We start from the raw sequence: 12,495 nt of genomic DNA on the forward strand, positions 1-12,495 counted from the left end.
GGCGCCTCCTCTCAGTCCCGACGCACGACGCTGGCGATCACAGCGGGATGTTCCCGTGCTTCTTCGGCGGCTGCGTTGCGCGCTTGGCGCGCAATGCTCGGAGCGACTTGATCACGCCGATGCGCGTAGCTGCCGGCTCGATGATGCCGTCGAGCTCGCCGCGCTCTGCAGCGAGGAACGGAGAGGCGACGTTGTACAGGTACTCGTTGGCCAGCTTGGTGCGGACTGCCGCGACATCTTCGCCGGACTCCTCCGCCTTCTTGATCTCGCTGCGGTACAGGATGTTCACCGCTCCCTGTCCACCCATGACGGCGATCTCGGCCGTCGGCCAGGCGAGGTTGATGTCGGCGCCGAGCTGCTTGGAACCCATGACGATGTACGCACCGCCATACGCCTTGCGGGTGATGACGGTGACGAGCGGCACCGTCGCCTCCGCATATGCGTAGAGGAGCTTCGCTCCACGACGGATGACGCCCGTCCACTCCTGGTCGGTGCCAGGCAGGTAGCCGGGCACGTCGACGAGAGTGAGGATCGGGATCGAGAACGCGTCGCAGAACCGCACGAACCGTGCGGCCTTCTCGCCGGCGTCGATGTTGAGCGTGCCTGCCATGGCGTTCGGCTGGTTGGCGATGATGCCGACCGAGTGGCCCTCGACCCGGGCGAAGCCGATCACGATGTTCGGCGCGAACAGCGGCTGGATCTCGAGGAAGTCGCCATCGTCGACGATGCGCTCGATGATCGTGGTGACGTCGTACGGCTGGTTGGGGGAGTCCGGGATGATCTCGTTGAGCCGACGGTCGGCATCCGTGATCTCCAGCTCCGCCTCCGCCTCGTAGACCGGTGGGTCGGTGAGGTTGTTGTCGGGCAGGAAGCTGATCAGGGCGCGGCCGAACTCGAGGGCATCCTGCTCGTCGGATGCCAGGTAGTGGCTGACGCCCGAGATCTTGTTGTGCGTGAGTGCCCCGCCGAGCTCTTCGAAGCCGACGTCTTCGCCGGTGACCGTCTTGATCACATCCGGTCCGGTGACGAACATGTGGCTGGACTTGTCGACCATGATGACGAAGTCCGTGAGCGCGGGGGAGTACACGGCGCCGCCGGCCGCGGGTCCCATCACGATGGAGATCTGTGGGATGACACCGGATGCCTGCGTGTTGCGCCGGAAGATCTCGCCATACTTGCCCAGCGCGACGACACCCTCCTGGATGCGTGCTCCGCCCGAGTCGAGGATGCCGATCATGGGCACGCCGGTCTTCAGGGCGTGGTCCATCACCTTGATGATCTTCTCGCCCGCGACCTCGCCGAGGGATCCGCCGAAGATGGTGAAGTCCTGGCTGAACACCGCGACATTGCGGCCGTGGATGGTGCCGATGCCGGTGATGACCGAGTCGCCGTAGGGGCGCTTGTTCTCCATGCCGAACGCGTGAGTGCGGTGACGCACGAATTCGTCGAATTCGACGAAAGACCCGGGATCGAGCAACAGCTTGATGCGTTCCCTGGCGGTCAGCTTGCCTTTGGCGTGCTGCTTCTCGATCGCGGCCTGCCCGCTTGCCGTCACGGCCTCGTGATAGCGGACTTTGAGGTCGGCGATGCGGCCGGCGGTCGTCGTGTCGACGACGTTGTCGTTCTGCGCCTCGGCACTCTGCTCATCGCTGGCCGGGGTGTCGTGGGTGGAGATGTCGGTCACCTGTTCACTTTACAAGCAGGTCTTCGGCGCACTTCGTTGACGGAAGTGCACAAAAAGACCCGGCCGGTGCGTCGACGCTATGCATACACGTTCCATCCGGTGCCTATCTGGCTGGCGGAGAAGTAGGCCGTGCTAGCGGCCGGATTGACCACACCTGAGCCCGCATAGAACCAGAGCGTGCCGTCGGGGCGTATCCCGAGAAGGTCGTTCTTTCCGTCGCTATTCATGTCTCCAGGGCCGATGATGCTGCTGTACGTTGACCAGCCCGAGTTGATCAGGACGCCCGAGCGGAACATTCCCGTTCCGGTTGCGCCCGTTCCTGCATAGAACCACATGCTCCCGTCCGGCTTGACGCCGACGATGTCCGGCTTTCCATCTCCGTTGAGATCACCGGGGGCGATCACCATGGAGAACATGTCCCATCCGTTCCCCGCGTATACGCCGCTCTGAAGCCCGCCTGCCGTCGAAGCTCCCATGGTTCCATCTCCTGCGTAGAACCACATGCTCCCGTCCGGCTTGATCGCAAGGAGGTCGCGTTTGCCGTCACTGTTCATGTCACCGGGGCCAAGAACGGTGCTGAAGACATTCCAGCCCGAATTCACCTTCACTCCGGACCGAACGGGCGACGACCCGATTCCAGTGCCCGCGTAATACCAGAGGCTGCCGTCCGGTTTGATTCCGAGAATGTCGGGCTTCTTGTCTCCGTTCATGTCGCCGGGCGAGACCAGACTCGAGAACATGGACCAGCCGGAGCCGACCACCGTTCCAGGCTGCAAGCCACTGTCACCGTAAAGCCCGGTTGTGCCGGTTCCCGGATACAGCCAAAGGCTTCCGTCCGACGAACGGGCCGCGAGGTCCGTCCTTCCGTCGCCTGTGAAGTCGCCGCCGAGTACCGAGTTGAAAGCGCTCCATCCCGAATTGATCATGACCCCGGCGGACATTCCTGTCGGTGACGGGGCAGGCTTGTTCGTCGCGTAGTACCACAAGGTTCCGTCGGCCTTACGACCGAGCAGGTCGCCTAGACCGTCGCGATTCAGATCGCCGGCGCTCGTGACGGTATCGAACATTCCCCAGCCAGAGTCGATCTGAACACCGGGAGCAACCCCGCCCTTGCCATTGCCCGCGTACAACCAGAGCGTTCCATCAGGCTTGCGACCCAGGATGTCGGGTTTACCGTCGCCCGTGACGTCGCCAGGCGCGATGATGGTGTCGAAGATGTTCCATCCGCCGCCGAGTGAAATAGGAGCTGAAAACCCGCCGTTCGCGATATTCCCCGTTCCGGGGTACAGCCACAGGCTCCCATCCGGCTTGCGCGCTATGAGATCGGCTCTTCCGTCACCTGTCATGTCTCCTACACCGAGGACAGTATCGAAGACGGCCCAGCCCGAGTTAATCTGAATGCCCCCGCCGAAGCCCCCATCGGCTGTCGACCCACTTGTCCCAGTGCCCGCATAGAACCACAACGTTCCATCCGGCTTACGGGCCAACAGGTCAGGCTTACCGTCGCCGTTCACATCACCGGCTGCGATGACGGCATCGTAGATCTGCCAGCCGGCGCCTATCTGAACAGGGCTAGAGAGTCCGCCGCGCCCGTTCCCTTTGTAGAGCCACAGCGTTCCGTCCGGTTTCCGTGCCATAACGTCCGGGTTTCCATCGCCCGTCACGTCTCCGACACCGAGTATCGGGGATGCAAGCGGCGCCTTGCCCGTGACCGCGAGCGTGGACAGTTGCGCGGTATTGCCATTGAAGACGTCCTGGTCCCCGGGAAAAACGCCGGAGTCGGCCCATTGCCAGAACGTGTAGTTGGGCCAACCGGCGGGCAACGTCCCGACAGATCCTGAAGTCGTGTAGCGGGCGATGAAGAGTGGGTTCGCCGAGAAGGCAGGGGAATTCCCAGTGCACCTTGTCCACCAATCGGTGGTCGAGTAGATCGCGGGAAGGCGGCCGGTGCGAGCGAGCACCGTGTCCGAAAAGTCCTTGATCCACGAGACCATCGCTGCGCCGGCCATTCCATAACAGGTGTCGCCGTAGGGGTTGTATTCGATGTCGAGCATCGGCGGAAGCGTTTTGCCGTCAGCGCTCCAGCCGCCACCATTCGATACGAAGAAGTTTGCCTGTGCTGCGCCGGAGGAAGTGTTCGGGGTAGCGAAATGGTAAGCGCCGCGAATAAGGCCCGCGCTGCTCGAATCGTTGTACTGTTCGCTGAACTGACTGCTGGTGTAGTCGGTGCCTTCCGTAGCCTTCACATAGGCGAAACGTGCTCCGTTCGCGTACGCAGCCGTCCAATCTGCGAGAGTCAGGGTCTGCCAGCCGCTGACATCGAGACCAGGTGTTCCTGATGGCTGCCCGGCCGCCAGTGGCACTGCAGCGAACAATCTCATCTTGGGTTGCCCAGAGATGGTCTGATCCTTGGGGATCGTGGAGCCCATCGAATGGTTGTGAGTCGCGTTCATCACGGCGAGCGAAGGGTCGGCCCCCCCTGGAGGACTGCCGTCCTGCTCGGCAGCTGTACTTGTAGGCCCCGACGCAACACCTGACGAGGCAGCAGACGCGAACGATAGCGCGCGCGTTGAATCGGCGGCGGCGGTTTGCCATGTCGGAACGCTCAGTGCGATCACCGTCGCCAATGCGGCGACGCTGAGCGCAAAACCACGTACACCGCGTGCAGTGTCCACCTATTCGTCCCCCGGCGCGGTCTTTTGCAGCACGTGTTACAGGGTACGGTGGCAGACGCGCTGGACTTGCCAACGCCACGAACAATCGGGAGATGGACATGGCTTTTCTCGCTTCGTCCGCGGCGGCCGCTCGTCTCGTAGTTCTCCCACGGGCTGGTTCAACGAACGATGAACTGGCAGAACGCGTCCGAACCGGCTCCTTCTCGGATTGGCCAGAGTTCAGCGTGGTGATCACGGATGACCAGACGTCAGGCAAGGGCCGGTTAGGTCGCGTCTGGTCAGCCCCGGCGGGAACGATGCTGGCGATCTCGGTCCTCTTGCGACCCGCTAGAGCCGGCATCTTGGGCGCCGAGGCTAAAGGCTGGTTGCCGCTCATCGCGGGTCTGGCGATGACACGGGCACTCACAGGACTCGGTGCGCATGCCGAGTTGAAATGGCCGAACGATGTGCTGGTCGAAGGGCGCAAAGTATGCGGAATCCTCAGCGAGGCACTGCCGGGTGATGCGGTCATCCTTGGGTCCGGCGTGAATCTGACGCTGACCGAGGAGCAACTGCCCGTGCCGACGGCAACCTCCATGCTGCTCGCTGGAGCGGAGACGGATCCCGATGCTGTGCTCGCCGCGTACCTCGTCGAGTTGCGTGCGCTCTATGGTCGCTTTGCAGGCGCAGGAGGCGACGCCGAGTCATCTGGCATGCAATCGGACGTGGCCGGCGCGTGCTCGACGCTGGGGCGGTCCGTTCGTGTGCAGCTGCCCGCAGCCGACGACTTGCTGGGCATCGCAGCGGAGCTCGATTCCACCGGACGCCTCGTCATCGAGGCGAGTGGACGGCGCACGGCGGTCGCCGCGGGAGATGTGACCCACCTGCGGTATTAATGGCGTATGGCGCTGACCGACGGATACACAGTGCCGCCAGCCGAGCGTGTGGTGGCGAGGCTGCGTCAGCATGCCCGCAGAATGTTCTGGCCTTCGATCGCGCTCATCATTATCTGCGGTGCGGCGGCGTACTTCGGCTCCGCCTTCGGCGGGTGGATCGCTCTGGCGGTCTGGGCGGCAGCGCTCCTTCTCGCGATCCTGCTCTTCCTGCTTCCATTGGGCAGCTGGCTCACCACCCGCTACACCGTGACCACGCGGCGGCTTATCGTCAGAAGAGGTCTGTTCGTACGAGAGCGTCGTGAGCTGCTGCACAGCCGCGGATACACCGTTACCCTTCGTACCTCATGGGTGCAGGGCATCTTCCGGAGCGGGACGATCGTCATCGGCGGAATGGATCAGACGACAGCCGCGCAACTGCGAGACGTTCCCCACGCGGATATCGTCACGGAAGCCCTTCACGACCTAATGGACGACAGCCAGCGACATTACGCGTCAGGATGGCCGAGCGGAACCCTCTTTCCCGACCAGGCTGGGCAACGAAGCTGATCTACGAACCGATCTTCGATCGTCGCAAGTGGATGCCAGGCAATCTACTCAGCAGAGGATCCGTCCGCACGACCGAACTGATTGGCTATGGCTGCCATCGGTACGTCATCCGCCCGGGCGGCAGCAGCAACTCTCGCCGCTGCGCGCCTAGGCGAATAGACCCAGAACTTGTAAAGCACGTAACGGACAACAGTGCCTAGCACGAGGCCGACGACGTTGCTCGCGATATTGTCTGCGAGTAAAGAGTGTAAGCCGAGCACATAACGCGAGACACCGATACAAATCAAGGGCACGAGCATGCCGATGAGACTCGCACCCAAGAACTCGAGACCCTCACGGGCAGTGTTCCGCTGGCGCTCGGCAGCGAACGCCCAGTAGCGATTGCCTAGCCAGTTCACGAGAATGGCGGCAAGCGTCGCGACGACTGTGGCGAAAAGGGGACCGTGGGCCAACTTCGATGGATTGAAGACGGTCAGCCAGAGCCCGTTGAATACGGCGAAGTTCACGACGACACCAACACCGCCGACCGCACCGAACTTGATCAACTGAAGCAACTGAGGAAGCCACCGTGTCATCAAACCGGGTGCGGGCTCGGTCGTTCGCTGGAGAGCGACTTCTTCAGCCTGGGTCATGTGAGGGCTTCCTGGTTCCGTTGCTTGTCTGTGTTGAGCATAGGTGCTGCCCTGACTCGAACGAGCGTAACCAAGGCACTTGTGAGCGACCTAACACTTGGCGAGGCACTGTGAATGGGCGTACAGACTGGAGCGTTCAGAGGGAGATTCGCGGGAGCGAGCTGCCGCGAATCTCGGCCCAGACTCCGTCGCGGATAAGCTTTCACGGTGGCCAAGACAGTCGGTGTGATCGGTGGCGGACAGCTGGCACGGATGATGATCCCGGCGGCGCTCGAGCTGGGTGTGAGCATCCGCGTTCTCGCCGAAACAGAGGGCATGTCCGCGTCCATCGCGGCTTCGGCCGTCGGTGACTACCGCGATCTCGACGCCGTGTTGGAGTTCGCGCGCACGGTCGACGTCGTCACCTTCGACCACGAGCACGTTCCGCAGCCGGTGCTTCGAGCACTCGTCGAGGAGGGCATCCCCGTTCACCCGGGTCCCGACGCGCTCCAGTACGCCCAGGACAAACTGCTCATGCGGCAGAAACTGTCAGAACTCGGGGTCCCGGTGCCCGAGTGGGCAGCGGTCGAGAGTCCGGAGCAGCTCGACGCGTTCCTGAAAGACCACGGCGGCCGAGCGGTCGTCAAGACAGCCCGCGGGGGATACGACGGCAAGGGTGTTCGGGTGATCGGCGGCCCGACAGAGGCCGACGACTGGTTCGCCGCGCTCGCCGAAGACGGGAACGGCGGCTCGCTGCTGGTCGAGGAGCTGGTCGACTTCCGCCGTGAGCTCGCGCAGCAGGTGGCGCGCCGGCCGTCGGGCGACATCGTCCCCTGGCCTGTCGTGGAGACGGTGCAGCGCGACGGTATCTGCGCGGAGGTGGTCGCTCCAGCGCCTGGCGCTGCCGGACGAGTCGCCGAGCTCAGCGAGGACATCGCGTTCCGTATTGCCGAGGGTCTCGGCGTCACGGGCGCGCTCGCGGTCGAGCTGTTCGAAACCCGTGACGGTCGCGTGCTCGTCAACGAGCTCGCCATGCGGCCCCACAACAGCGGTCACTGGACGATCGACGGATCCACTACGAGCCAGTTCGAGCAGCATCTTCGTGCCGTGCTCGATCTGCCGCTGGGCGCTACGGGCACCCTGCGGCCCTGGTCGATGATGATCAACGTGCTGGGGGGACCGGACGGCGCGACCATGCCGGACCGATATGCGGAAGCGATGCGCGAGCATCCCACCGCCAAGTTCCACAGTTACCAGAAAGAGTCACGGCCCGGCCGCAAGGTCGGGCACGTGACGGTGTGCGGAGACGACCTCGACGAGGTCGCGTACCAGGCGCGTGGCGCAGCGGCGTTCTTCGACGACTGACACCTAGCCTGGATTTCATGCCCAGCGTGAACTCCACTGAGCCTCCAGTCGTCTCGATCGTGATGGGGTCCGATTCGGACTGGGCCACCATGAAGGCGGCGGGGGAGGTGCTCGCCGAATTCGGTGTGCCCTACGAGGTCGAGGTCGTCTCGGCTCACCGCACGCCGGAGAAGATGATCGGGTTCGGAAAGGATGCCGCGTCACGTGGCATCAAAGTGATCGTCGCCGGAGCGGGCGGCGCCGCTGCGTTGCCGGGCATGCTGGCCTCGGTGACGACTCTGCCCGTCGTCGGTGTTCCCGTTCCGCTCGCCAAGCTGGACGGCCTGGACTCACTGCTGTCCATCGTGCAGATGCCCGCAGGGATCCCGGTCGCCACGGTCGCCATAGGTGGAGCGAAGAACGCCGGCATCCTTGCTGCTCGCATCCTGGCCACCAGCGACACGGCTCTCGCCGAACAGCTCGCCGATTACGCCGCGGGTCTCATCGACCTCGTCGAACAGAAGAACGCCGACCTGCACAGCACGCTATGACGATCGCGAACCCCATCCGGTATCCGAACGCCGGCTCCCGCGACCTGATGACACGCAGGGGCTGGTGGCTCGTCGCACTCAATCTGCTCATGCCGGGCAGCGCCCAGGTACTGGCGGGTAGCCGAAAGCTCGGACGATTCGGGCTCGTCACGACGTTCCTCCTGTGGCTCGGCGCGCTCACGATCTTCATCATTTACCTGGTCAAGCCGACGGCCGTCGTCGGGTTCTTCACGCAGACCTTCGCGCTCTGGGTTCTGCAGTTCGTGCTCGCCCTGTACGCGATCCTCTGGGTACTGCTCACTCTCGACACGTTGCGGCTCGTGCGTCTGGTTAGAGCGCACCCGCCGGCGCGGGCAGGTATCGCGGCGTTCGCGGTACTGCTCCTCGTCGTGGTATCGGGAACCGCGGCATACGGCGCTGTGCTCGCGGGATCTGCGCGAGGCGCGCTGTCCGGGATCTTCTCCGCGGCGGCATCCGAGCCACCGGTCGACGGCCGGTACAACATCATGCTGCTCGGCGGCGACGCCGGGCCGGGTAGGGACGGGATGCGGCCGGACAGCATGTCCGTGCTCAGCATCGACGCGAACACGGGACAGGCGGTCTCCATCGGCGTGCCACGCGACCTCGACCCCGTGCCGTTCAGCGACGGATCGCCGATGCAGAAGATCTACCCGGACGGATACGGCTACAACGACAACTGCGACGTCGACGTCTGTCAGCTGAACTCCATCTACACCGAGGTCGAGCTGTACAAAGCGAAGCTCTATCCCAATGCGACGAAGCAGAACAGCCAGCCCGGCATCGAGGCGATGCGCGATGCGCTGGAGGGCGTGACCGGGCTCAAGATCCAGTACTACGTGCTCATCGATATGGAGGGCTTCGCGCAGCTCGTTGATGCGCTCGGCGGCGTGCAGATCGATGTGAAGGAGAAGCTGCCGATCGGCGGCGACGCGCAGGGCAACGGCGTGACCGGGTGGATCTATCCGGGTGATCAGCACATGAACGGGTACACCGCCCAGTGGTATGCGCGCTCGCGTGAATCGACGAGCGACTACGACCGCATGGCCAGGCAGCGCATCCTCGAGGACGCGATCCTCAAACAGTTCACCCCGATCAACGTCGCGACGAAGTTCCAGGACATCGCCAAGGCCGGGCAGCAGGTGATGAAGACCGACATCCCGCAGTCGATGCTCGGGTACTTCGTGGACTTGGGTATGAAGACACGGCAGCTGCCGGTGCAGAACCTCGAGCTCGTACCGCCGACGGTTGACCCGACCGACCCGAACTACGACCAGATCCACTCGCTCGTGCAGAAGGCGATCACGCCACCGACGGCGACGCCGAAGCCTTAGTGGCGGTCGAGCCTTGCCGCGAATGACCGTGTGACGGTTCTCCTCGCCGCCCGGTCGGCGAGACGATCGTGATCCACACTGGCTCCGCTGTGCCGAGGTGGTGAATCACTCCCTGGTAGGGGTCTTCAGGTACCGCAGGGTGACGCGCTCGGTGCTTCGATCCCGAAGGCTGGTGATGCCGTCGAGAGGCGGCAGACGAGGGGAGAGAATCATCGACAGCGTGAACGCCTTCATCGCCGCCGCGGTTTCCACGCCGTGGATTCCGATCGTGATCGTGCTGGCCGTGCTCATCGACGCGTTCTTCCCGCCGGTGCCGAGCGAGTCCATCGTGATCGCCGCCGCAGCTGCGGCGGTCTCGGTCGGACAACCGAACATCGCGCTCGTCGTCGCGTGTGCCGCCGTTGGCGCGATCGCCGGGGATAACCTGACGTTCGCCATCGGTCGAAAGGTCGGTTTGACGCGCTTCGCGTGGATGCGCCGCCCGCGGATGCGCGCCGCGCTCGACTCGGCGGGCCGCGGAATCGCCAAGCGTCCTGCGGTCTTTCTGATGTCGGCCCGGTACGTGCCGGTCGGCCGTGTCGCCGTCAACCTCGTGACGGGGGCGTCCGGATTTCCGCGGCGGAAGTTCTTCCTGCTCTCGGTGCTCGCCGGGGTGAGCTGGGCGGTGTACTCGGTGGCCATCGGGCTCCTCGCCGGGCATCTTCTCCATGGGAACGCGCTGCTCGGTATGCTCTTCGGGATCGCGGGAGGGCTCGCATCCGGAGTGATCGTCGACCAGGTGATGCGGCTCATCACCAGGCGCGAGTCCAGGAACCGCGCGGCCGGGCCGGATCACGACTCGGCGGAAACGGAGCCACGGGAATCCGAGTGCATCGGGGCGGAATGACGGAATCGACGGAGCACGCAAGGGACCCGGTAGCGAAGTCTGCGCCCACGACGGGCTCGCGCACCGCAGCCGGACGCTGGCGAGTGGGACGGATCTCCCTCTGGACCTTTGTCGGTCTCGGGGCGGCGACCGTTCTCACGGTCGGTTCATCGCTGTCGTCTTCCGCCTTCGGGGTTCCGGTTGTGGTGGCGCTGCTCCTGGGGGCCACCGAGGCCGCGGCGATGATTCTGAGCCTCGTGAACTCGCCGATCGCCGCCGCTCTCAGCGTTATAGGCGTCCTCGGCTTCGCCCTTGTGACACCGCCCGCCGGGCCATGGCCCGTCATGGTCACCTCGATGATCGCCAACTCCAGTGTGGTTCTCCTCGTCTCGCGGACGCAGTGGATAACCGGACTCGCGGCAGCCGTCATGGCCTCGTTGGGCGTGGTGGTCGTCGCCTTCACCACCCCAGTGCCCGCGTCGATGCAGGGCGCCGCGACGGCAGACCTGATCGTGTTCGTCTCGATCACAGGCGTTGCGTGGCTGATCGGTCTACTCCTGGGCAGGTGGACGACCGTGCGCGCTCAGCTCGTCCGCGAGCGCGAAGTGTCCGCAGCCGAACTCGCCCGCCGCCAAGCGGCCGAGGAACGCACCCAGCTCGCGCGGGAGCTGCACGACGTGGTCGCTCACGGCATGAGCGCCATCCAGGTGCAGGCATCCTCCGCCCGATACCGGATCTCGTCGCTACCGACGGAGGCCGTCGCCGAGTTCGACGGCATCGCGGCGCTGGCCCGCGCCTCGATGAGCGAGATGCGGGCACTTCTCGCGGTGCTGCGCAACGACGGCACCGAGAGCGAGTCGGCCCCGCAGCCGACCGCGGCCGACATTCCGCAACTCGTGGACTGGGCTGCCAGGACAGGCTCCAGGGTCGAGCTGGACGACCGGCTGCAGGGCGCTGAACTCGACCCGGTGCTCTCACTCACCGTGTACCGGATCGTGCAGGAGTCCCTGAGCAACGTCGCACGACACGCAACCGGAGCGGACACGCTCATCACCCTCGAACGTCGTGGAGACACGGTGCACGTCGAGGTGCGCAACGCGGCCGCGGCATCCGAGCCGCAGGGAAGCGGGGGGATCGCGGATGCCGGTGGCCACGGCATCCGCGGAATGCGAGAGCGCGTCTCTCTGCACGGTGGCACGCTGGAGGCGTTGCACACCGACGACGGCGGCTTCGTCGTGCGGGCAGCCATTCCTGTTCCCCGATCGTGAAGGACAAATCCGTGACCGTGAGCGTTCTCGTCGTCGACGATCAGGCGATGGTGCGCGCCGGCTTCTCGGCAATCCTGGATGCCCACGACGACATCCACGTGATTGGTCAGGCGGCCGACGGCGCCGAAGCCGTGCGCCTCGCCAGAAGCCTGCGACCGGACGTCGTGCTCATGGACATCCGCATGCCGAACCTGAACGGCATCGACGCCACGAGGGAGTTGGTACGACCCAGCCGAGGAGAACCGCACATTCCCCGGGTGCTCGTGCTCACGACCTTCGACGCCGACGACTACGTCTACGACGCGCTAGCCGCAGGAGCGAGCGGGTTCCTGCTCAAAGACGCCCTGCCAGAGGAACTCGTGCAGGCGGTGCGCATTGTCGCCGCTGGTGACGCGCTGCTCGCCCCGAGCGTGACGCGGCGTCTTCTGGAACGCTTCGCGACGCAGCGACCGGCGCCGCGCAGGGCGCAGGCATTGGCCGAGCTGACCGAGCGTGAGCGGGAGATCTTGGTGCTGATCGGCCGTGGCCTCTCGAACAGCGAAATCGCGTCCGAGCTGTTCATCGCCGAACAGACCGTGAAGACGCACGTGAGCCGCATCTTCACGAAGCTCGGCGTGCGGGATCGAGTGCAGGCGGTCATCCTCGCCTTCGACAGCGGGTTGGTCGAACCCGCCTCCTGAGCGCAACGCCTCCACCGGACGGTACCGGCGTAGGGGAGCGGAAT

Annotated in this window: 11 protein-coding genes; 8 read left to right on the forward strand and 3 right to left on the reverse strand. The window is 64.7% G+C overall.

All coding sequences use genetic code 11. From position 1 onward, the window contains the following. Positions 1 to 37: 37 nt before the first annotated feature. The gene (locus ACTHNC_RS02705) at positions 38 to 1,588 is read right to left on the reverse strand and encodes an acyl-CoA carboxylase subunit beta (RefSeq protein ID WP_440293106.1); all 1,551 of its coding nucleotides are present in this window, start codon (positions 1,586 to 1,588) and stop codon (positions 38 to 40) included. Positions 1,589 to 1,761: 173 nt separating this feature from the next. Further along, positions 1,762 to 4,359: an FG-GAP-like repeat-containing protein gene (locus tag ACTHNC_RS02710; protein WP_440293055.1), complete on the reverse strand. Its 2,598-nt coding sequence runs from the start codon at positions 4,357 to 4,359 to the stop codon at positions 1,762 to 1,764. 98 nt (positions 4,360 to 4,457) lie between these two features. On the opposite strand from ACTHNC_RS02710, the gene ACTHNC_RS02715 reads away from it, so the two are divergent. Together ACTHNC_RS02715 and ACTHNC_RS02720 are read left to right on the forward strand one after the other, a co-directional pair. Next, positions 4,458 to 5,234: a biotin--[acetyl-CoA-carboxylase] ligase gene (locus tag ACTHNC_RS02715; protein WP_440293056.1), complete on the forward strand. Its 777-nt coding sequence runs from the start codon at positions 4,458 to 4,460 to the stop codon at positions 5,232 to 5,234. 6 nt (positions 5,235 to 5,240) lie between these two features. Further along, complete coding sequence (locus tag ACTHNC_RS02720; RefSeq protein WP_440293057.1) at positions 5,241 to 5,780, forward strand: PH domain-containing protein; 540 nt, start codon at positions 5,241 to 5,243, stop codon at positions 5,778 to 5,780. A 44-nt stretch (positions 5,781 to 5,824) separates the two neighbouring features. Here ACTHNC_RS02720 and ACTHNC_RS02725 read toward each other — a convergent pair whose 3' ends face one another. Next, on the reverse strand, positions 5,825 to 6,412 hold the full coding sequence (locus ACTHNC_RS02725; RefSeq protein ID WP_440293058.1) for a GtrA family protein: 588 nt from the start codon (positions 6,410 to 6,412) through the stop codon (positions 5,825 to 5,827). A 207-nt stretch (positions 6,413 to 6,619) separates the two neighbouring features. On the opposite strand from ACTHNC_RS02725, the gene ACTHNC_RS02730 reads away from it, so the two are divergent. The 6 genes from ACTHNC_RS02730 to ACTHNC_RS02755 all read left to right on the forward strand — a co-directional run bounded on the left by ACTHNC_RS02730 (position 6,620) and on the right by ACTHNC_RS02755 (position 12,451). Further along, a complete protein-coding gene (locus ACTHNC_RS02730) occupies positions 6,620 to 7,756 on the forward strand; it encodes a 5-(carboxyamino)imidazole ribonucleotide synthase (RefSeq protein WP_440293059.1) in 1,137 nt (378 codons plus the stop codon). Positions 7,757 to 7,773: 17 nt separating this feature from the next. Continuing rightward, positions 7,774 to 8,286, forward strand: coding sequence for a 5-(carboxyamino)imidazole ribonucleotide mutase (gene purE / locus ACTHNC_RS02735; RefSeq protein ID WP_440293060.1), 513 nt, complete (start codon positions 7,774 to 7,776; stop codon positions 8,284 to 8,286). Then, complete coding sequence (locus tag ACTHNC_RS02740; protein WP_440293061.1) at positions 8,283 to 9,638, forward strand: LCP family glycopolymer transferase; 1,356 nt, start codon at positions 8,283 to 8,285, stop codon at positions 9,636 to 9,638. Before purE ends, ACTHNC_RS02740 begins: the two co-directional genes overlap by 4 nt. A gap of 220 nt (positions 9,639 to 9,858) precedes the next feature. Then, positions 9,859 to 10,524, forward strand: coding sequence for a DedA family protein (locus ACTHNC_RS02745; RefSeq protein WP_440293062.1), 666 nt, complete (start codon positions 9,859 to 9,861; stop codon positions 10,522 to 10,524). Beyond that, complete coding sequence (locus ACTHNC_RS02750) at positions 10,521 to 11,771, forward strand: sensor histidine kinase (RefSeq protein ID WP_440293063.1); 1,251 nt, start codon at positions 10,521 to 10,523, stop codon at positions 11,769 to 11,771. The genes ACTHNC_RS02745 and ACTHNC_RS02750 overlap by 4 nt, the downstream gene beginning before the upstream one ends. Before the next feature lie 11 nt (positions 11,772 to 11,782). Continuing rightward, complete coding sequence (locus ACTHNC_RS02755) at positions 11,783 to 12,451, forward strand: response regulator (RefSeq protein WP_440293064.1); 669 nt, start codon at positions 11,783 to 11,785, stop codon at positions 12,449 to 12,451. The last annotated feature ends 44 nt before the right edge of the window (positions 12,452 to 12,495 follow it).

The sequence above is a fragment of the Humibacter sp. genome (assembly GCF_051954055.1).
Classification (GTDB): Bacteria; Actinomycetota; Actinomycetes; order Actinomycetales; family Microbacteriaceae; genus Humibacter.

What these genes read in the sequence shown, in the direction of transcription:
- purE (WP_440293060.1), top strand. Translation starts at nt 7,774, where the DNA reads ATGCCCAGCGTGAACTCCACTGAGCCTCCAGTCGTCTCGATCGTGATG.
- ACTHNC_RS02740 (WP_440293061.1), top strand. Translation starts at nt 8,283, where the DNA reads ATGACGATCGCGAACCCCATCCGGTATCCGAACGCCGGCTCCCGCGAC.
- ACTHNC_RS02725 (WP_440293058.1), bottom strand. Translation starts at nt 6,412, where the DNA reads ATGACCCAGGCTGAAGAAGTCGCTCTCCAGCGAACGACCGAGCCCGCA.
- ACTHNC_RS02750 (WP_440293063.1), top strand. Translation starts at nt 10,521, where the DNA reads ATGACGGAATCGACGGAGCACGCAAGGGACCCGGTAGCGAAGTCTGCG.
- ACTHNC_RS02720 (WP_440293057.1), top strand. Translation starts at nt 5,241, where the DNA reads ATGGCGCTGACCGACGGATACACAGTGCCGCCAGCCGAGCGTGTGGTG.
- ACTHNC_RS02715 (WP_440293056.1), top strand. Translation starts at nt 4,458, where the DNA reads ATGGCTTTTCTCGCTTCGTCCGCGGCGGCCGCTCGTCTCGTAGTTCTC.